This window comes from Sulfitobacter sp. PS-8MA (assembly GCF_040933935.1).
In the GTDB taxonomy this organism is placed as follows: Bacteria; Pseudomonadota; Alphaproteobacteria; order Rhodobacterales; family Rhodobacteraceae; genus Sulfitobacter.
In genome coordinates this window covers 34,252-54,565 of the sequence record NZ_JBFQYJ010000005.1, presented here as the reverse complement: position 1 = coordinate 54,565, position 20,314 = coordinate 34,252, and the positions used below count along the sequence as shown (strand labels likewise).

The window sequence follows — 20,314 nt, the reverse complement described above, 5'->3', positions numbered from 1 at the left end:
GGGCGCGGATCGGGGGCCGCGACGATCCTCATGACCCGGCCCCCGACAATCCTGCGCGTCACAGGCTATGCGCGCATTCCGGTAAATGTGCCCGATGCGAAAATACCGAATTTGACCGTGCCCGACATGGTCTGCTCTTCGTGGCGGCCCTTGAACACAAGTTTCATCGGCATTGGGCGTTCGATCTTGGTGGCCCATTCAATGCTGTCGGACCCGAGCGTCAGATTGAGCATCGGACCGGCACCGTTCTTGGCGCGCATCTCCCCGACAGGGGGCGATTGCGCCGCGTCTATATTGAGCGTGGCATCAAAGGTGCCTGTGGGGGACGTGATCGCAATTTTCCAAACCTGCATGGGCGCACCTTCATCTTGTCGCAAACACTGCTTTTGCGTAGAAGGGCATCTAAGGATAGAACCCGCCGCGCCGCACGGGATGACCTCGCGTCACGCGGCGCAGAAAGTGCCGCCGCGCCCGAGCATGAAACCGCCGAGCGTCCCGCTGTCGCTGGCCGTGGCGCATTGACAGTACAGGGATACAGGCTAGGCTTGCCCTATGGTCACGCATGAGAATCATTTCCGGTTTCTGCTTCTGAACCGCCCCCGTCCCCGGGTGGCGCACGCTTAGGCGTATCTTCAACCCCCGGGGCCATCTCAAACCTTTCATTGAGACTGCGATCCTTCACGGGGGACGATCATGTATATTACCAATTCGATGTATCTGCCTGCGGGCAGCGCATATCAGCCATCCTTCAAATCCCCGCCGCTCCGGGGCCGCTTTCAGCTGACCCAGGCCGACAGGATTGGGATCGAGCGCCTGTTGAGCCTGGGGCTGACGGCGGAATGCCCGAACCCGACCCTGATCGAAGGGTTCCTGCGGCATAAGCTGCGGCTTGCCCGGCCCGCGCCGGAACCGGCGCCAAAGAACCTCGTCGTGGCCGGACGTTACGTGTCTTACATGACGGCGGGCGGCAAGGCCCGCAGCGGGCTGCTGACGATGGTTCAAAGCGATGACGTGAGCAGCATCCCGGTCACCTCTTTTCTGGGGGCGACGATGCTGGGCATGCAAAAGCTGCAAAGAGTACCGCTCCTGCGCGAAGATGGGTGGATTGACACTCTCGTTGTGCTGGACGTGGGCGGCGCCTGAGCCGGCAGCCCCGGCGCAGCGCCCCCACCCAACCCGATTTTTCCGATCATAGGAGTTTTCCCCATGTCGACCCCAACCAAAGCCCGCAGACCCCGCCGTCCAAAGATCGTTCTCAGCAGCACGCGGCTGGCGGAACTTGAGGCGCTTTCCGAAGGCATGATGCGCCGCAATCCGGACTTGGCGGAACAGCTCGTCGAAGAACTCGGGCGCGCGCGCATCGTCACCCCCGCGCGGCTGCGGCCTGATGTCGTCGATATCGGGCGCAGGGTGACATACCGGGACGAGACGGCCGGAAAGGATCACACGATCACGCTCGTGTTGCCGCAGGATGCGGATATTTCCAACGATTGTATCTCGGTCATGACCCCGATCGGCGTTGCGCTGATCGGCTTGGCCGAAGAGGCTGTGTTCCACTGGGAAACCCGCGACGGGCAGCGCCGTGAACTGAAGATCCTCAAGGTCTTCCCGGCCGAGCAGGAAGCGCTCCAGGGGGCGTGACGTGAGAGGTGCTAAATTGAGGCCGCGCCAGAACCATGCGCGGCCCGGGGGGTGTGATATCCTGCTGTGAACAGCATGGCGCACCGCCCGGGATGATCCGCGCCGACCCCTCGGCAAACCCCATTCCAAGCCGGAGACATGCCATGTCCTTTCACCTCCCCCATAGCTGCCCTTCCTGCGCCGCCACGATCCCCCGCGCCGCCGCCGGGCGCTGCCCCAGTTGCCGGTTTCAGTTCGCCCAAACACTGGCGATAAGATCGGTCAGATGTCGCCGGTGCGACGCCCCGATACCGCTTCAGGGCGCGGCGGCGCTGACCTGTGCCGCCTGCCGCACGCAGCGCCCGTCGCGGCTGGCCGCATAGGCTGCAGTGGTCCGATCTGGGGTGGCGCCTTTCGGCAGGCGCCACCCGGTGCCGCCGGGGCGTCGCGCGCTATGTGTCAGGCCCCGGCTTTGACGCACATTCCATAAAGATCCGCAGTTTACAGTCTTTGCAGATGTCGTCATCGGCGGCTTTCACCGCAGCGGCAATCGCCTCGCCCTTGTTGTTATGCATGTTGTCCGTGCCTAGTTCGTCGAAAACATGCAGCTTGCGCATGATGCGCAGCGCCGGGGCATTGGTGGTGAAAATGTGAAAATCGGCCCCTGCCCTGCGGGCGCGCCTGATCTCCTTGAGCAAAAGACCCGCCCCCGATAGGTCGATCTTCCACAGGCCCTTCAAACCCATGAGTTTGGTCTTGGGGATCGAGCTGCGCGCTTCGCTCTGCCTGAACTGCTGTTCCACATTCTCGACAGAGGCAAAGAACAAGGGGCCATCGACCCGGATGACAGAGATCTGCGGACATTCCGGCAGCCCGTAATTCGCCGCATTCTTGAACACCCGCCTGCCGTTGATCTCCGTCGGCGAGCCGACCGCGACGATGGGATGGGCGCTGTCGTACAGAAAGACGCAGAGCGAGGTGATGACGCCGATGACAATGGCGAGGTCCAACTCGGTAAAGACACCGGTCAGAAAGGTCGCGGCCAGGATCGCTGTCTCGCTCTTGTTCGAGGTCAGGATATGCCGGATCTCATGAAAATTGATGAGCCGGTACGATACGAAAAGGATCACCCCCGCCATGGCGGGGACCGGGACAAACTCCAGATAGGGCGCGAGCACGAAGAGCAGGACCACCAGAAACCCCGCCGCAAAGATCGTCGAAAGCGGGGTCTGCGCCCCGGCATCCGCGTTCAAGCCCGACCGGGTGAAGGAGCCGGAGCCCGCGTAGCACTGAAAGAACGCCCCCACCGCATTGGACAGCCCCTGCCCCACCATCTCTTGGCTGGAATCATAGGGCTCATCGCGGCGCAGGGCGAAGGAACGGCCGATGGAGATCGCTTCGAGCAGACCGACAAAGGCCACGGTCGCGGCCACGGGCAAAAGCTCTGTCACGATGTCAAACGACATCTGCGGTGCGCCAAAGGATGGCAGGATGGAGGTGAGCGGCGCGAACATCGCCACCCCCTGCGCGGGCGCATCCACCAGCCAGGCGACCCCGGTGCCCACGGCCAAGGCAATGATATAGGAGGGCATCTTCTTGCTGAAGCGCGACAGCAGCACGAGGGTCAGGACCGTCGCGCCCGAGATGAGCAGAGCGGTGGCATTCACCGCGCCGATATGCTCGGCAGCATGATAGAGCCGCTCGAAAACACCGCCCCCCGCGCCTTTGGCGAGCCCAAGCGCCCCGTTCAATTGGCTGGCCGCGATCAGAAAGGCAGCGGCGGCGGTGAAACCGATCAGAACCGAATGCGAGATAAAGGAGATCAGCCCGCCCAGCTTGAAGACGCCGGCGATGATCTGGATCATCCCCACCATCAGCGTCAGGGAAAGCACCATGGCGATGTAATCGTCAGACCCCGGCAGCGCGAATTGCGACATCGAGCCGAAGACCACCGCCGAAATCGCCGTGGTCGGCCCCGAGACCATGATCATCGACGAGCCCCAGATGCCGGCGATCAGGGACACGACAACCGCGGTGAACAGCCCGAATTCCGGCGGCAGGCCCGCGATGATGGCAAAGGCCACCCCCTGCGGCAAAACCACCGCCGCATTGGAAAGACCGGCCACGGCATCCGCCCTGACCGTGCTGCGATCCACCTGTTTGAACCACGGGCGCGCCGGGCTAAGCGCCGAGACCAACGCGGTCAGCCGCTGATGCATATCTTTCTCCCGAACCTGCGTCTGAGGTTCTGCTCTCCGCGCGCGGAATGGTTAACCCTTCGGTTTCGCCCCTGCCGCTTCAAAGGCGGCTTCAAGATCGGCCTCGGTCGGGAAGCCGATAAGCACCCCCGCGCGCGCTTCGTTCAGATCACGCCCGCGCCGTTCGATCTCGGCGTCGGACATTGTGGTGCGCTGGCTGATGCGGCGGGCCCATTGGAAAAAGAGCCTTTGCAGACGGTCGCATTCTTCCGCGTAACGCGGGTCATTGCCCAGATCGTTGAACTCATCCGGGTCGGCCTGCAGGTCAAACAGCATCGGGCGAAAGCCCTCAGCAAAGACGTATTTCCAGCGCCCGTCAAAGAGCATCGTCAGCTTGGCCTCGGCCACGCTCACCCCCAAGCGGCGCCGCGCCTGGCGGAAGGAATAATCGTATTCGGAGATGACGAAATCGCGCAGCCGCTCCTGCTTGCCTTGCATCAAGGGGCGCAGGGATTTGCCTTCGATGATATGCGGCACCGCATCGCCACCGAAATAATCGAGAATGGTCGGCACCACGTCAATCGCCTCAACCAGCGCATCGGAAACGGTGCCACGGGTGGCGTCTGCCGCCTCACTCGGGTCGACAACGATCAGTGGAATGCGCGCCGAAGGGTCGTGGAAGAGCTCCTTCTCGCCCAGCCAGTGATCGCCGAGATAATCGCCGTGATCCGAGGTAAAGACGATCATCGTGTCATCGGTCAGCCCCTTGGCATCGAGAAACGCCATCAGCTCGCCCATCTGATCGTCGATCTGTTTGATCAGCCCCATATAGGCGCCGATCACCTTGGTGCGGGTCACATCGTTGGTGAAGGCTTTGGAGACGCGTTCCTGCATGAAGGCGCCAAAGACCGGATGCGGGTCTTCCTTCTCGGCCTCGCTTCGCAACACGGGCTGATGCGTCTCGGGCGGATACATGTCGTGATAGGGCGCGGGGACGATATAGGGCCAATGCGGCTTGATGTAGCTCAGATGCAGACACCATGGCGTGTCGCCGGCCTCCTCGATGAAATCCATCGCGCGGCGGGTGATATAGGGGGTCTCGCTTTCCTCATCCGAGGCGCGGGCCTTGGCGTCCGAATTGTCGAGGAACCAGCCGCTCAGGATGTTCCCGTCTTCGTCCTCACCGCTGTTGGCGACGCTGTCCCAGGGGTTTTCATCCTCCCAACCGCGTTCCTTCATATAGGCATCATAGGCTTTGTTGCGCTTGCCGTAAGACGAGTTTGGATGCAGGCCGTCATCGCGCTCATAGGGCTCGAACCCACATTCCGACACCAGCGCGCCAATGGTGCTGTCGGGCGACAGGCCAAGGCGTTTCATGCCCTCCGCATCGGCGGTCATATGGGTCTTGCCACAAAGTGCTGTCCGCACGCCAAGCGGGCGCAGATGGTCGCCCAGGGTCATCTCGCCCACTTTCAAAGGCACGTTGTTCCAGGTCGAGCCATGCGAGCTGACATAGCGGCCCGTATAGAACGACATGCGCGACGGGCCGCAGATCGTGGATTGCACATAGGCCCGGTCAAACCGCACACCGCGTTTGGCCAGCGCGTCGATATGCGGCGTCTCAAGCCCCGGATGGCCCGCGCAGGACAGATAGTCCCATCGCAGTTGATCACACATGATGAAGAGCACGTTTTTGGTCATGATGGCTTCCGAGGTCGAGAAATTTAAGAATGTAGAAAGGGGGGCCGGGGCGCTTTCCGCCCCGGCTGTTCAGTTCAGGCTTTCGCCGCGTCGGGGATGTCGACGCCCAGTTCGGTCAGGGCGCGCAGCGCACCGGGGTGCAGCGGCAGGTTGATGTCCTGCACCGCGCCTTCGGGCGTGATCGCCCGCAGCCATGGCGCGCTGTCGCCCGCCTCTTGCACACCGTCGTAGAAGGCTTTGGTCATCTGATAGACCATTTCCTCATCCGCGTCCTTGTTGGTCACGATCCCCACGGTGACGCCTAGGGTGGTGACATCCGCGTCATTGACTTGATTGGCGCCATAGATCCCCGCGGGCAGGGTTGCCGCGCTGAAACCGGGGCGGCCAACCAGCGCTTGCACCCCTTCGGTCTCAAGCGCTTCGTCGGTTATGCCAAGAAAGCGGATCTTATTGGTCACCGCGATCTGGGTCAGCGCCGGGCTCGGCGCGTTGGTCGGGTTGCAATAGACGTCGATGTTACCGTCTTGGAATGCCGCCGCCGCCGCGTCCCAGCCGAGTTTGACCGCTTCGTAATCGCTGCCTTCTTCCAGCCCGGCCACGGCTTTGAACAGACGTGCCATGGTGGCATAGGCCGCGCCCCCCGGAGGGCCGAGGAAGACGCGTTTGCCCGCGATCTGGTCAATCGAGGTGATGCCAGAGGAGTCGTAAACCGCGATGTGATAGACCCCCATCGGGAAGTTCAGCACGGTGCGCAGGTTCTTGACCAGCTCCGGCGCCTGATCGATCTTTTCATACATTGCCGCTTGGCGGCGCATCAGCGCATGGATGGCGGGCGAGGACATGCAGAAATCGCTGCGCCCCATCGCCACTTCAAGCACATGGCGGGTCGCGGCACCGGTCGCATTCAACTGGATCTCATAGTCCGGCAGCGCGCCATTCACGATATTCGCGAAAGTGGTCATCACGAGGTTCGGGCTGGTGCCCGGCCCGAGCGTCGACATGCGCAGGATGTCCTTGGCGTATGCCCCGCCCGGCAGAGCGGCAAGTGCCGCGGCCCCTGTGGCGGTGCCAAGAAACCCCCGGCGCGTGAATGTTGGATTGGTCATTGATCATCCTCCTCTGGATCAAGAAACTTTCGGGGTCAGGAACGTCCCGAACCTGACAGCGGACCAAAGCGCCACGGTGGCGGCCACCGCAGCCCAGGATACGAGCGGTCCGAAAAACAAGAGCGCGAAAGCGATGGCGAGCCCCACCGGCGCATAGCGCGCCTTGCCCTTCGTCGGGTAGCAGGCCCGCGAGATATGCAGCACGGCGAGCGTCACAAACAGGATCGACTGCGCCGACTCCGCCAGCGGATAGCCGGTGCCGAGCAGCATGGCCGGTTGATAGATAAAGGCAAAGGGGATCACGAACCCCGGCAGCGCCAGCCGCGAGGCTTCGACCGCCGTGCGCATCGCTCCGGCCCCGGCAATGGGCGCGGCGGCAAAGGCCGCGAGGGCCACGGGGGGGGTCACCGCCGAGAGCACGCCGAAATAGAGCACGAACATATGCGTGTGGATGATCGGCACGCCCAGACGTTGCAGCGCAGGCCCCATGACCAGCACGATGATCAGATAGGCCGGCACCGTGGGCATCCCCATGCCCAGCAGCAGACAGGCCACCGCCATGAGCAAAAGCGAGATCGCCAGCTGCCCATCCGCATAGCTCGCCACCAGCGAGGCAAAGCGCAGCCCGACGCCGGTGAGGTTGAGAATGCCGATGATGATGCCAACCGCCCCCACGATCACCACAAGCTGGGCCGAGATCAGCCCCGCCGCGCGGATGAACCTGATCCACGACGGCACATCGGTCAGCAGCCCCGGCTTGATCGCAAAGCCCAGCACCACCGCAAAGGCCACGCCGATGAACCCCGCATAGGCCGGGGAGGAGCCGCCCACCATGGCGACGACAATGGCGGTCAGCGACAGCATGAAGACGATGATCTGCGCCACTTCGCGCCAGACGAAATCGAGCTTTGGCTGCGCCGAGACATCAAGGTCCATGTCGCGCGCCGCACTGGAGGTCGCCATGAACAACCCCGCATAATAGAGGATCGCCGGAACAGCCGCCGCGGCGCAGATCGTCAGGTAGGGCTCGCCGGTCACATCGGCCATGATAAAGGCCACGGCCCCCATGATCGGCGGCGTGATCTGTCCCCCGCTGGAGGCCGCGGCCTCAACCGCGCCCGCGAAATGCGCTTTGAACCCGCGTTTCTTGATCAGCGGGATCGTGATGACCCCGGTGCCCACCACATTGGCCACGGCACTGCCCGAGATCGTGCCGAAAAGCCCGCTGGCGATGGTCGCCGCCGCCGCGGGCCCCGACCGAACCCGCCCGGTGGCCGCAAGCGCCAGTTTCACCAGCACCCGGTCGATGGTGAGAAACTCAAGAAAAGCGCCGAAGACGATAAAGATCAGAATGGTGGAGACCACCGTCGCCATGGGCCGGCCAAACACGCCATCGAAAGAATACCATAGAACCTGGATCAACTCCTCCGAAGTCATGCCCGCATGGCGCATGAAGCCGGGCGCATATTGCCCGAAGGCGCCATAGAGCAGCACAAGCGCCGCCACGCTGGCCATGACCATGCCGACAGAGCGCCGCGTCAGTTCGATCACGGCGATCAGCCCCAGGGTGCCCAGCCAGATATCGGCGGAGGTCAGGAAATAAAGCCCGGTCTCGATCTCTGCCGCCGCGCGAAAATACTGATAGACCGAGACCCCGAGGAAAGCCGCGGTGAGCAGCGCCAGAGGTTTCCCGGCGACGCCGTGGCGGCTTTCCATCTGGGTCAGCAGGATCAACAGCCCCCCCACCAGAAGCATCCCGACGCGCAGATAGGATTCGCTGAAGACCCCAAAGACGGAGACATAGAAAACCACCGCAATGATCAGGCCTGATAGCGCCAGGTTCAATCCGGTCACGGATTTAGAAAGCAGGTTTTGCATCGGTCCTCATCTCCTCCGAATGCGGCGCCCGGCAAAGGCCTCCTCCGACCCTGCCGCGATTTGCGCAAGAACTAGACAGCGAATGTTTGATGGTCCATCATCGATTTCACCAGGTGGAACGATATGACCAAATTAAACCGCTCCGTTGAACGCGGCCTTAAGATTCTGGAGGTTATCTCCAGCAATGGCGTGTGTTCCTTGGCTTTTCTGGCCGAGCGGACCGGATTGCCCAAGCCGACAATCCTGCGAATCTGCGCCACTCTGGTCCAGCAACGCTGGCTTACCCAAAGCCGAAGTGACAGCCGCTACCGGGTCGGCTCCCGGTTTCCGCGGGTCAATCCCCGCCCCGATTCGATCGACGCGCTGGTCGAGGCCGGGGCCGCGGCGATCCTCGCCCTCTCCGAAGCGACCGGCCTTGGCGTGGACCTTGCCGCGCCGCTTGGCAACGGACGGATCGAGATCGTCGATACAACGCGGACCTTTTCTGATCATGGCATCTTTCCCGACTGCATCGGCTACAGACCCTCGCCTTTCCGGTCAGCCCTGGGCTGCGCCTTTCTTGCGGCGCTGGAGCCGGCGCAGGAAGCGGAATATTCCGCCCGTTTGGCGGTCCATACCACGGGCAAAGACCGAACCGCCGCCCTGGCCCTGCCGGCCAAATTGCGCGAAGTGCGCGCCCAGGGCTACGCCACCAGAGAGGACGCCTATTGGGGGCGGGCGGTGGATTACGGCGGGGTTCCGAGTGCAATTGCGGTGGCCATCGCCGCCGAGGGTCATATTGTCGGCGCGGTCAGCCTGATCTGGCTGGCCGAGCAGCACAGCGTCCCCACCATTGTCAAAGCGCATTTGGAAGACTTGAAAGCGACGGCACGGGAGATCGGCGCGCTCTACGCCGCCAATGTCGGCTAAGCGCGCGCGGCCAGCTTTCAGCCCGTGCCGGTCTGGGCGTCCAAAACATCCTGCAACCGGGTCAACAGGGCATCCAATTGCTCCCGCTCCTGCGCGCTGAAGGCGTTCAGAACCGCCTCCTCGAAAGCCAGGGCTTCGGGCGCGATCCGGTGAAACACCTCCAGCCCCTTTTCGGTCACCTCGATCTCAAGCAAACGATGATCGCGGGCGCAGGTCGATTTGGCGAGAAGCCCGGCTTTTTCCAGCTTTGCCACCGCCCGGCTGACACTGGGCTTGTCGAGCGAGACGCTGACCCGGATTTCACGCACCGACATTTTTTCGCGGTGCGCCACATGGGTCAGAACCCGCCATTCCGGCGTGGAGAGACCATAGGGCTCCCCATAGACCTTCGACAGTTCTTTGCTCATCCGCGCGGCCAATACGGACAATCGGTAGGGCAGGAAATCCGACAGGTTGAAGTCATTCGATGCCATGGGAACCGCTCTTTTTCGATCGTTGCAAATGAAATGGTCTTGACGGATTGTCCCACGGATGGCTATTCGTTGCAAGTGAAACGATTCTAACCCGGCTGGCTTAGCGCCGGTCAGCGGCAGCATCGAGGGAAGGGAAAACGATGACAGAGAATGGCAAAAGCGCGTTGGTTCAGGCCAAAGGTGACACGATCACCCCCGGTTACATGCCCGGATTCGGCAATGACTTTGAAACCGAGGCGCTGCCGGGCGCCCTGCCCCAAGGCATGAACAGCCCGCAGAAATGCAACTATGGTCTCTATGGCGAGCAGCTCTCCGGCACCGCGTTTACCGATGTCCGGCCCGAACGCACCTGGTGCTACCGCATTCGCCCCTCGGTCAAACACAGCCACCGCTACGAAAAGATCGACCTGCCCTATTTCCGCTCTGCGCCTGACATCAATCCGGATGTCACCAGCCTTGGCCAGTACCGCTGGGACCCGGTGCCGCATACGGATGAGCCTCTGACCTGGCTGACCGGGATGCGCACCATGACCACGGCGGGCGATGTGCATACCCAGGTGGGCATGGCCACCCATATCTACCTGGTCACCGAATCCATGCAGGACGCCTATTTCTTTTCCGCCGACAGCGAAATGCTCGTCGTCCCGCAGGAGGGCCGGCTGCGGTTCGCGACCGAGCTTGGCATCATCGACGTCGCGCCCAAGGAAATCGCAATCCTGCCGCGCGGCCTTGTCTACCGGGTCGAGCTGCTCGACGGCCCGGCCCGCGGATTTGTCTGCGAGAACTATGGCCAGAAGTTCGAACTGCCCGGCCGCGGCCCGATCGGGGCCAACTGCATGGCCAACCCGCGTGATTTCAAAGCCCCGGTGGCGGCATTTGAGGACCGCGAAGTGCCGTCGACCGTTACCGTGAAATGGTGCGGCCAGTTCCATGAGACGAAGATCGGGCAAAGCCCCTTGGACGTGGTCGCCTGGCACGGCAATTACGCGCCCTATAAATATGACCTCACGACCTATTGCCCGGTCGGCGCGATCCTCTTTGACCATCCCGACCCGTCGATCTTTACCGTGCTGACCGCCCCGTCGGGGCAGGAAGGCACGGCCAATATCGATTTCGTGCTGTTCCGCGAGCGCTGGATGGTGGCCGAAAACACCTTCCGCCCGCCATGGTATCACAAGAACATCATGTCCGAGCTGATGGGCAATATCTATGGCGAATACGATGCCAAACCGCAGGGTTTCGTGCCCGGCGGGGTAAGCCTCCATAATATGATGCTGCCGCATGGGCCGGACCGCAACGCCTTTGAGAAAGCCTCGAACGCCGATCTCGGGCCAGAGAAGTTGGACAATACCATGTCCTTCATGTTCGAAACCCGCTTTCCGCAACAGCTGACCCAGTTTGCCGGGAAAGAGGCCCCGCTGCAGGACGATTACATCGACTGCTGGGCGGATATGGAAAAGAAGTTCGACGGCACGCCGGGTAAGAAATAACCGCCATGCTCACGCTCTATTCCTATTGGCGCTCGACCACGTCTTACCGCGTGCGGGTAGCGCTGAACCTCAAGGGGCTGCCTTACCGAACGGTCCCGGTGGATCTCGTCGCCGGGGCGCAACGCGCCCCGGACTATGTCGCCCAAAACCCGATCAAAGGGGTGCCGACCCTGCTTTTGGAAGACGGCAGGGCGCTGACCCAATCGCTCGCGATCATGGCCTATCTTGACGATATCGCCCCCGATCCCGCGCTTTTGCCCGAGGATGCCTTCCAGCGCGCTCAGGTCTTGGCGGCCGCACAGGTCATCGCGACGGACATTCACCCGATCAACAACCTCAAGGTCGTCAGCCGCCTGAAAACCCAGCACGGGCTGACGGCGGATGAGGGAACCGAATGGATGCGGCATTGGATCGCCGAGGGGCTGCAGGCCTATCAGGCGCTGCTCCCCACAGGCCCGGCATTCAGCTTTGCGGATGTCCCCCTGCTCTGCGACCTCTGCCTTGTCCCGCAACTCTACAACGCTCACCGCTGGGGCGTCGACATGACCCCCTTTGCGCGGCTGCTCGACATTGAACAGCAGGCCCTGCGCCTGCCGGCCTTTGACGCCGCGCGCCCCGAAAACCAGCCAGATGCAAACTGAAGGACACGATATGACAGAGCTTATGCGCTCATGGGTCGACAGCGCCAATACGGCCGAGACCGACTTCCCCCTGAACAACCTGCCCTACGGCGCTTTCCACGTGAACGGCGGCGCGTTGCATGCCGGCGTCGCCATCGGCGACCAGATCCTCGACGTGACCGCCTTGGAAGCGGCGGGCCTGCTCGACCTGCCCGCTGGGGCGGTCTTTGCCCGTGGCACCTGGAACGACTTCATGGCGCTTGGCGCCGACGTCTGGCGCAGTTTTCGCGCCCATCTGACCTCCGCCTTGGCCGAAGGCGCCGCCGAGCAGACCAAACTGCAAGCGCATCTGGTCCCAATGGCCGATGCGACGCTGGAGATGCCCTTCACCGTTAGCGAGTTTACCGATTTCTATGCCGGGCGGCATCATGCCTTCAACGTCGGCTCCCTGTTCCGCGATCCGGCCAATGCGCTGCCGCCGAACTGGCTGCATATCCCCATCGGCTATAACGGCCGCGCCTCCTCGGTGGTGGTCAGCGGCACCGATGTGACCCGCCCCAATGGGCAGCTGAAAGCCCCCGATGCCGAGATGCCGGTATTCGCCCCCTCCAAACGCTTCGATCTGGAGCTGGAAATGGGCGCCATCGTCGGCAAACCCTCAAAGGGCCGCGTCAGCGTGCAAGAGGCCGATGACATGATCTTTGGCTATGTGCTGCTCAACGATTGGTCCGCGCGGGACATCCAGGCCTGGGAATACCAGCCGCTCGGGCCGTTTCAGGCCAAGGCGACAGCGACCACCATCAGCCCCTGGATCGTGACCAAAGACGCGCTGGAGCCCTTCCGCGCCTCGACCCCGCCGCGCGAGAAAGAGCTTCTGCCCTATCTGCAAGAACCCGGCCCGATGCTCTATGACATCGACCTCGAAGTGGCCCTTGCCCCCGAAGGCAAGTCTGAAACGATCCTCTCGCGCACCAATTACAATGTGATGTATTATTCCGCGGCGCAGCAGCTTACCCACCATACCACCAGTGGCTGCCCGATGCGGGTGGGCGATCTCTTGGGCTCCGGCACGATCTCCGGGCCCGAAAAGGAAAACCGGGGCAGCCTTCTGGAACTGAGCTGGGGCGGCAAGGAACCCGTCACGCTGGACAGCGGCGAGACACGGACCTTCCTAGAGGACGGCGACACACTCACCCTGCGCGGCGCGGCACAGGGCGATGGCTATAAGATCGGCTTCGGCGACTGTTCCGGCACCCTGCGCCCCGCCCCTGTCCTCGACTGAACGGCCCCCCCGGGGCGGGGGCCAGCCCCCCCGGCGGCGGCACTTTACCTGAAGGGCAAGAATATCTCCCATCGTATGGAGATCGCCTGGGCCGGTCATCAGGGCGCGCCGCTCCACGCGCGCCCTCGTCCTGTCGGATCAAAAAAAATGCCGCCGCGGGAAATCCTCGCGGCGGCATCGTCATTCAGTAGAACCAGATCACAGCGCATCAGCGCCTTCGAGCCCCATATGGGGGAAACCTTGGAGGGGTATAATGCGTCTTTTGGGAATATGATTGCTTCCATCCGGGATGCAATCAGCTCAACAACTACTGCGGCTGGCCCTTGTAATGGTCCACCAGCCGATCCACCAAAAGCCGCACTTTGGTCGAAAGTTGGCGGCTGTGGGGGTAGAGCACATAGAGATCATAGGGCTCGGGCTCGAAATCCTCCAAAAGCCGCAGCACGCGGCCACGGCTGATCGCATCCCCGATGATCACATTGGGCACACAGGCCAGCCCCAGCCCGGCCTCCGCCGCTTTCAGACAGGCCTCGGCATTGGAGAAACGCACCCGCCCCGCGACCCGCACCCCCTCGCCCTGCCCGGTCTTCAGCGGCCATTTCCTGGGGTCGGCGAAATTGGTATCAAGGATGCAATTATGCGCCGACAGATCCTCGGGCCGCGCGGGCGTGCCATTGCGGCTGAGATAGTCGGGCGCGGCCACGACGGTTAGCCGGACGTTAAAAAGCTTGCGCATGACGAGGCTCGAAATCTGCGGCCGCCCGATGCGCACCGCGAGGTCGAAACCGTCCTCCACCAGATGCACCGCCCGGTCGGAGAAATTCACATCGAGCTCGATCTCCGGATAATCCGCCGCAAAGCGCGAGAGGAGCGGCGCGAGGCCGACCACCCCAAAGGTCTGCGGCACAGAAACCCGCAACCGCCCGCGCGGGGTCTGGGAGATATTGCGGATATCGAGGTCCAGCGCGTCATGCTCATCAAGCAGCGGACGCAGCCGGTCGTAATAGGCCTGCCCCGCCTCTGTCGGCGAGACCGAACGGGTGGTGCGGTTGAGCAGCCGCACGCCGAGGTCCGTTTCCAGCCGCGACACCAGTTTCGACGCCTGCCCGGCGCTTGTCTTCAGCCGGTCCGCCGCGCTGACAAAGCTCCCCGTCTCCATCACGGCGACGAACATGCGGTCACATTCCAGTCGGTCCATCTCTCCCCCTTTGCCGTTTACAAGGCTTTGCCGAAATCGAGCTCCGCGACCTCGCTCAGATGGCTCTCAAAGAAATCCGTGAATGTCGCCACCAGCGGCGGCAGCACCTCATAGGGCGGATAGAACAGCGTGAGCCAGAGCGGGGATAGCTGCCAGTCCTCCAAGAGTTTCACCACCTCGCCCCGCGCCAGCCCGTCCTTGACGATAAAATCCGGCAAAACCGCGACCCCATTGCCCAAGCGCGTCAGCGAATAGAGGAAATCGCCATTGTTCGAAATAACCTCGCTCTCCGCCGTCACCGTGCGGCGGCGCCCCTCTTTGCAAAAGGTCCACTCCTCGGCCTGCCCGACCATGGAATAGGACATGCAGAACCGCGGCTCCAGCCCATCCGGCTCCTGCGGGCGCGACATCCGTTCCAGCAGGGACGGCGCGGCCACCACATGGCGCGGCACTTCGCAGATCTTGCGCCAGATCGTCGACTTATCGCTCGGCGGCCCCGAGACGCGGATGGCGAGGTCGCAATCTTCCTCGACAATATCGACCAACCTGTCGTTCAACTGCACATCGACCGAGATATTGGGATAGGCGAGCCGGAACCGGTCAATCACCGCAGGCAAGAGCCGCATCCCCAGCGACAGCGGCGCGTTGATCGACAGCCGCCCCTTGTCGGGCCGGGTTGCGCGGGTGATCTCTTCGGTGACCTGATCGAAACTCTCGACCACCGGCCCAAAGCGCGCCGCCACCATCGCCCCGGCGCTGGTCAGAGAGACCTGCCGTGTGGTGCGCAACAGCAGCTGCTGGCCGAGATCCGCCTCCAACCGCGCCACGATCCGCGTGACCGAGGCGGGTGTCATATTCAGACTGCGCGCGGCGGCGGCGAAACTGCTGAGCTCGACGACTTTCAGGAAAACACGGACGGGCTTGATGTCTTGCATGGGGTATTATTGCACTGGCGGCAACAGTCAATGCAAGGTCATTTCTATTCTGCGCAATGGCAAGACAGGCTATCTGGGGGGCAAGCACATGCAACGATCTGAAAGGCGATCCCCATGATCAAGCAAATCAAAGGCCTGCACCACGTCACCTCCATGGCGGAGGATGCGGCGGAAAATAACCGGTTCTTCACCCAGACCCTCGGCCTGCGCCGGGTGAAAAAAACTGTCAACTTCGACGCGCCCGAGGTCTATCACCTCTATTACGGTGACGAGGTTGGCACGCCCGGCTCTGTCATGACCTACTTCCCCTTCGGCCAGATGCGCCGGGGCCGCCGTGGCACCGGCGAGGTTGGCACCACCGAGTTTGCCGTCCCGAAAGGCGCCCTGCCCTTCTGGAAAGAGCGGCTTGGCAACCACGGTGTCACCGGCCTGTCGGAAGACAGTTTTCTGGGCGAGACCCGCCTGAAGTTCGATGGCCCGGACAAGGACGGCTTTGCGCTGGTGGAAAGCGAAGAGAAGGGCCGCAGCCCCTGGAGCGGCGCGGATGTGCCCGAAGACGCAGGCATCCTCGGCTTCCACGGTGCCCGCTTCAGCCTGCGCGACGCCGCGGCGACCGGCGAGTTGCTGCGCTTCATGGGCTACCAGAAGGAGGAGACCGCAGGCAATGTCACGCGCTACCGCATCGAGGGCGGCAATGCGGCCGATACGATCGACCTCGAAGAGATTCAGGACGGCCATGCCGCCGGACAGGGGGCCGGGTCGGTCCACCATATCGCCTTTGCGGTCGAGAACCGCGCCGCCCAGCTTGAGGTGCGCAAGGCGCTGATGGACACCGGCTATCAGGTGACCCCGGTGATCGACCGGGATTACTTCTGGGCGATCTATTTCCGGACCCCGGGCGGTGTCTTGTTCGAGGTTGCGACCAACGAGCCGGGCTTTGACCGGGACGAGGATACCGCACATCTCGGCCAGGCGCTGAAACTGCCGACCCGCTATGAGCCGCACCGCGACAAGATCGAGAGCCTGCTGCCGCCGCTGGCAAGCTAGGCACGGCGCGGGCCAGTTTCGCGCGCTGGCCCGCCCCGCCATTGTTGCTCAGATCGCAATGGTGAACGCCGCTATGCGATCATTCTCAGCAACACCGCCAGGGGCTATCTACTCGGAAACACAAGCGCTGAACCCGCGCGCCCCGCTTAATTGACCAAAAGGAGACCACCATGACCGTCAAACTCGCAATCGTCTATTACTCAAGCTACGGCACCAACCACCAGATGGCCGAGATCGCCGCCGAGGCCGCCAAAGCTGCGGGTGCCGAAGTCCGTCTGCTGAAAGCCCCCGAAACCGCGCCTGATGCGGTTGTCGCAGGGGTCGACGCCTGGCAGGCGCAGAAGGAAAAGACCGCCGACATCCCCGAAGCCACGCTGGAGGATATGGAATGGGCCAATGCCTATCTCTTCTCCGCCGGCACCCGCTTCGGCGTCATGGCCAGCCAGATGCGCGCCTTTATCGACACTCTGGGCGGTGTCTGGGCCAAAGGCGGGCTGGCGAACAAGCCGATCTCTGCCATGACCTCGGCCCAGAATGCCCATGGCGGTCAGGAATCGACGCTGCACTCATTCTACATCACCGCGATGCATTGGGGCGGTTTTGTCGTGGCGCCGGGCTATACCGATCCGGTGATCTTTAAGGTGGGCGGCAACCCCTATGGCTACAGCCATACGCAAGGCGCGGAATTCACCGATGACGTGAAAGCGGCCATCGGCCATCAGGCCCGCCGTCTGGTGGAAACCGCCGAGAAACTGAGCGCCTGACCCGCGCCGGTTTGCGCCCCTCACCGGCGCAAACCGCCCCGCGCGGAAGCGCATCGACTGCGCCCCCGAAGCGGAAAGTTGCCGCCGCGCCCCTAGGTGCAATGCCTGCGATACTGCTGTGCCGCCGTCTTCAGCGCCAAGAGCAACAGGCCGACAATCGCGATGATCAACACCGCCGAGATTGGACGGTCAAACAGATCAAGCGGCGACTGGATGCGCGTCATGGCGCTGCGGAACTTCGCTTCCATGATGCCGCCCAGAACCATGCCGAGAATGATCGGCACGATCGGGATGTTCAGCCGTTTCAGGATCGCGCCAAAAAGGCCGAACCCGGTGGCAATCAGGCAATCCGTCAGCGAGTTGCGCAGCGAATAGACCCCGACAAAGGAAAACAGCAGCACCATGGTGCCAACAATCCGATTGGGGATGTTGATCACCCGAATGAGCGTCTTGGTCGACCCCAGCAGGAACAGCAGCGCCACGATATTGAGGAACAAGAGCGCCAGATAAAGCGCTATGACAAAATCCAACTGCCCCGTCAAAAGCTGCGGCCCCGGCACGACGTTATGCACATAGAACACCGCCAGCATCATCGCCGTCAGACTCTCCCCCGGCACCCCAAGGGCCAAAAGCGGGATCAGCGCTGCGGCGGGCACCGAGTTGTTCGCGGCCTCCGAGGCGATCAAACCCTCGGGCGCGCCCTTGCCGAATTGCTCCGGCGTTTTCGAGGTTCTCGACGCATAGGAATAGGCCACGAATTGCGAGACGAACTCGCCCACGCCGGGGATGATCCCGATCCCCACCCCCGCGCCGGAGGACACCGCCGCCACGCGTTTGTGCCGCCAAAACTCGCGCATCGCGCTGAAAACACTGCCGCTGATCTTTTGCGGCTTCACATGTTTGTCTGACCCCGACAGCAGCAGAAAGGCTTGGCTCAGCGCGAAAAGCCCCAGCACGACCACCACCAGATTGACGCCCGAACTCAGCCAGGACTGCCCAAAGGTGAACCGCTGCGTGTAGTTGATCGGCTCCATCCCCACCGTGTTCAGCAGGATGCCGAAACAGGTCATCATCCCCGCCGCAAAGACCTGCCCGCGATGGGTCAGGATCATCAGGATGATGCCAAAAAGCGCGGCGAGGAAAATCTCACGCGAGCCAAACATCGGCGCAACTTTGGCCAGCACCGGCATGAGGACAACCAGCGAAATGATCGAGACCACCGCCCCGAAGAAAGACGCCGAATAGGCCAGCCCGAGCGCGCGCTGTGCCTGCCCCTTCCGGGTCAGCGGGTAGCCGTCATAGGTCGTCAGCGCATTGACCGCCGTGCCGGGCGTGTTCATCAAGATCGCCGGCAGCGCCCCGCCATACATCGACGAGCCGTAGATCCCCAGCAGCAGCGACAGCCCGACCAGCGGCTCGAAGATGAAGGTCGTCGGCAAGAGGATCGCAATCGCCACCGCCGGCCCCACGCCGGGAATGGCCCCGATCACGACACCGCCGACCGAGCCGATCAGCAGCGCAACGATCACCGCAGGCTGCAACAGAAGGTCAATGGCGGGAAGCAGATGTTCCATGCTCTGTCCTTTAGAAATAGACGATAAGGAAGTTGCGCAGCCCGGCGGGCAGCCACTCGTAGACAGCGCCCCCGGGGACATTCACCCGCAGCCCGGTTTTGAACAAAAGCACGGTGCCAAGCCCCATCAGAATGGCCGCGCCCAGCATCTTGCGGCTGCGATAGCCGCTGCGCCAGAACAACGCCACGGCCATCCAAAGGCTCATCGGCAGATAGCCCAGCACCGGGACCAGCAGGACATAAAGGATGAACCAGCCCGCGAACTCGGTAAAGCCAAGCCAGACGCGCAACTCCTTCAGCCGCCCCGGAATCCGCGGGGACATCACCGAACCCAGAAGGTTCAGCACCGCGAAGATCACCATGCCGATCACCGCAATGGCGGGCCAGAGGGTCGGCTGGGCGGACCAGGCGGTGAACTCTGCCCGCGTCGTCTGCGACGGAAAACTCGCGAGCAGAATGAGCGAGAAGACAAGCATGGCCACGGCGAAAACGAAATCACCCCGCCGCCGCTCCCGGCGAAACATCTTCAGAACGCCGGCGGAGGTTTGATATATCTCTGTCTTCTCTTGCATCGGACGCTCTACTGCAGCAGGTCGTTGATGACAGCCAGCGCGGCCTTGTCAGACTCGATCCGCGCTTCTGTCGCACCCTTGTCGGACCATTCGATCAGCGCACCGGTCTGGGCCGCGATCTTCTGCATCCGTTCGGAGTTGACGGCGCGTTCGGCCACTTCGGTGATCTGGTCGCGCACCTCCTGCGGCGTGTCTTTATGCACGAAAAGACCGTTCCACAAAGACAGGTTCAGATCGGGCACGATCTCGGTCACCGCGGGGGCATCGGGGGCCAGCGGCAAACGCGTGTCGCCAAAGGTCGCGAGCACCGTGATACTGTCCATACAGGGCAGGATCGTCTGCACCGTCACGGTGATGATATCCGCATCCCCCGAGGCCAATGTGTTGCAATCCAGCGCATCGAAAGCCGCGTGAGAGGCAAAATTGATGTCGGTCGACTTGGCCAGTGCAAAGGCCGCGCGGGTCGGCAGAAGTTTTGCGCCGAAGTGGCCCAGCACCACGCCATTGTCCTGCGAATATTCCGCCAGCTTTTCGATCGACGCGAAAGGCAGATCACCGCGCGCCGCGATCACGAAAGGATAGGTCAGATAGATGCCAAGCGGCTCGAAGGGGTTCGGGTTCAGCTCTGCGATGCCCACCTTGTCGCCGAAGGCCGGGATCGCGTTGACCAGCGCGCCCACGGTATAGCCATCCGCCGGCTGCTGTGCGGCATAGACCGCCCCGGGGAAAGGCCCGCCACCGCCGCCGGGCTTGTTCAGCACCGCCGAGGCCACGTCATAGGTGGATTGGAATTCATCCGCGATGATCCGCGTCGTGATATCCGCCAGATCACCCGGAGGCCACGGCACGACGAAAGACACTGGTTTTTCAGGATATTCCGCGAGCGCGGCAAGCGGCGCAAGGGCGGTCGCGGCGGCAAGGCCAAAGGTTTTGAGTTTCATGATATCT

Annotated in this window: 19 protein-coding genes; 8 read left to right on the top strand and 11 right to left on the bottom strand. The window is 62.6% G+C overall.

The annotated features are described in order from the left end of the window. Positions 1-65: 65 nt before the first annotated feature. Positions 66-353, bottom strand: a complete 288-nt coding sequence (locus AB4M76_RS03320) for a hypothetical protein (protein ID WP_368440383.1) — start codon at positions 351-353, stop codon at positions 66-68. Between the two features lie 340 nt (positions 354-693). Between AB4M76_RS03320 and AB4M76_RS03315 the strand changes: the two genes are divergently transcribed. After that, positions 694-1,143: a hypothetical protein gene (locus AB4M76_RS03315; protein WP_368440382.1), complete on the top strand. Its 450-nt coding sequence runs from the start codon at positions 694-696 to the stop codon at positions 1,141-1,143. Positions 1,144-1,206: 63 nt separating this feature from the next. Continuing rightward, positions 1,207-1,641, top strand: coding sequence for a nucleoside diphosphate kinase regulator (rnk, locus tag AB4M76_RS03310; protein WP_368440381.1), 435 nt, complete (start codon positions 1,207-1,209; stop codon positions 1,639-1,641). Between the two features lie 431 nt (positions 1,642-2,072). On the opposite strand, the gene AB4M76_RS03305 is transcribed toward rnk, so the two are convergent. The 4 genes from AB4M76_RS03305 to AB4M76_RS03290 all read right to left on the bottom strand — a co-directional run bounded on the left by AB4M76_RS03305 (position 2,073) and on the right by AB4M76_RS03290 (position 8,503). Then, positions 2,073-3,839, bottom strand: a complete 1,767-nt coding sequence (locus AB4M76_RS03305) for a SulP family inorganic anion transporter (RefSeq protein WP_368440380.1) — start codon at positions 3,837-3,839, stop codon at positions 2,073-2,075. A 51-nt stretch (positions 3,840-3,890) separates the two neighbouring features. Continuing rightward, positions 3,891-5,519, bottom strand: coding sequence for an alkaline phosphatase family protein (locus AB4M76_RS03300; RefSeq protein WP_368440379.1), 1,629 nt, complete (start codon positions 5,517-5,519; stop codon positions 3,891-3,893). A 74-nt stretch (positions 5,520-5,593) separates the two neighbouring features. Continuing rightward, positions 5,594-6,625, bottom strand: a complete 1,032-nt coding sequence (locus AB4M76_RS03295; RefSeq protein ID WP_368440378.1) for a TAXI family TRAP transporter solute-binding subunit — start codon at positions 6,623-6,625, stop codon at positions 5,594-5,596. Positions 6,626-6,643: 18 nt separating this feature from the next. Continuing rightward, positions 6,644-8,503 (bottom strand): TRAP transporter permease, encoded by a 1,860-nt coding sequence (locus tag AB4M76_RS03290; RefSeq protein ID WP_368440377.1) that lies wholly within the window; start codon positions 8,501-8,503, stop codon positions 6,644-6,646. A 123-nt stretch (positions 8,504-8,626) separates the two neighbouring features. On the opposite strand from AB4M76_RS03290, the gene AB4M76_RS03285 reads away from it, so the two are divergent. After that, the gene (locus tag AB4M76_RS03285) at positions 8,627-9,412 is read left to right on the top strand and encodes an IclR family transcriptional regulator (protein ID WP_368440376.1); all 786 of its coding nucleotides are present in this window, start codon (positions 8,627-8,629) and stop codon (positions 9,410-9,412) included. Between the two features lie 17 nt (positions 9,413-9,429). Here AB4M76_RS03285 and AB4M76_RS03280 read toward each other — a convergent pair whose 3' ends face one another. Further along, positions 9,430-9,885, bottom strand: coding sequence for a MarR family winged helix-turn-helix transcriptional regulator (locus tag AB4M76_RS03280; protein ID WP_368440375.1), 456 nt, complete (start codon positions 9,883-9,885; stop codon positions 9,430-9,432). Positions 9,886-10,025: 140 nt separating this feature from the next. Here AB4M76_RS03280 and hmgA point away from each other — a divergent pair, with 140 nt between their 5' ends. The 3 genes from hmgA to fahA are packed head-to-tail and all read left to right on the top strand — an operon-like array spanning position 10,026 to position 13,277. Continuing rightward, on the top strand, positions 10,026-11,375 hold the full coding sequence (gene hmgA, locus AB4M76_RS03275; protein ID WP_368440374.1) for a homogentisate 1,2-dioxygenase: 1,350 nt from the start codon (positions 10,026-10,028) through the stop codon (positions 11,373-11,375). Between the two features lie 5 nt (positions 11,376-11,380). After that, positions 11,381-12,016, top strand: a complete 636-nt coding sequence (gene maiA, locus AB4M76_RS03270; RefSeq protein WP_368440373.1) for a maleylacetoacetate isomerase — start codon at positions 11,381-11,383, stop codon at positions 12,014-12,016. A gap of 10 nt (positions 12,017-12,026) precedes the next feature. Next, positions 12,027-13,277, top strand: coding sequence for a fumarylacetoacetase (fahA, locus tag AB4M76_RS03265; RefSeq protein WP_368440372.1), 1,251 nt, complete (start codon positions 12,027-12,029; stop codon positions 13,275-13,277). A 307-nt stretch (positions 13,278-13,584) separates the two neighbouring features. On the opposite strand, the gene AB4M76_RS03260 is transcribed toward fahA, so the two are convergent. Next, positions 13,585-14,475, bottom strand: a complete 891-nt coding sequence (locus AB4M76_RS03260; RefSeq protein WP_368440371.1) for a LysR family transcriptional regulator — start codon at positions 14,473-14,475, stop codon at positions 13,585-13,587. Between the two features lie 17 nt (positions 14,476-14,492). After that, on the bottom strand, positions 14,493-15,410 hold the full coding sequence (locus tag AB4M76_RS03255) for a LysR family transcriptional regulator (RefSeq protein ID WP_368440370.1): 918 nt from the start codon (positions 15,408-15,410) through the stop codon (positions 14,493-14,495). Between the two features lie 114 nt (positions 15,411-15,524). Between AB4M76_RS03255 and AB4M76_RS03250 the strand changes: the two genes are divergently transcribed. Together AB4M76_RS03250 and wrbA are read left to right on the top strand one after the other, a co-directional pair. Beyond that, on the top strand, positions 15,525-16,457 hold the full coding sequence (locus AB4M76_RS03250) for a VOC family protein (RefSeq protein ID WP_368440369.1): 933 nt from the start codon (positions 15,525-15,527) through the stop codon (positions 16,455-16,457). A 170-nt stretch (positions 16,458-16,627) separates the two neighbouring features. Continuing rightward, positions 16,628-17,221 carry an NAD(P)H:quinone oxidoreductase type IV gene (gene wrbA / locus AB4M76_RS03245; protein WP_368440368.1) on the top strand — a complete coding sequence of 198 codons (594 nt, stop codon included), beginning with the start codon at positions 16,628-16,630 and terminating at the stop codon, positions 17,219-17,221. A 92-nt stretch (positions 17,222-17,313) separates the two neighbouring features. Here wrbA and AB4M76_RS03240 read toward each other — a convergent pair whose 3' ends face one another. The 3 genes from AB4M76_RS03240 to AB4M76_RS03230 are packed head-to-tail and all read right to left on the bottom strand — an operon-like array spanning position 17,314 to position 20,307. Further along, on the bottom strand, positions 17,314-18,795 hold the full coding sequence (locus AB4M76_RS03240) for a tripartite tricarboxylate transporter permease (RefSeq protein ID WP_368440367.1): 1,482 nt from the start codon (positions 18,793-18,795) through the stop codon (positions 17,314-17,316). A 10-nt stretch (positions 18,796-18,805) separates the two neighbouring features. Then, entirely contained in the window at positions 18,806-19,366 is a 561-nt protein-coding gene (locus AB4M76_RS03235) for a tripartite tricarboxylate transporter TctB family protein (protein WP_368440366.1), read from the bottom strand. Between the two features lie 8 nt (positions 19,367-19,374). Further along, positions 19,375-20,307, bottom strand: coding sequence for a tripartite tricarboxylate transporter substrate-binding protein (locus AB4M76_RS03230; protein ID WP_368440365.1), 933 nt, complete (start codon positions 20,305-20,307; stop codon positions 19,375-19,377). Between the last annotated feature and the right edge of the window lie 7 nt (positions 20,308-20,314).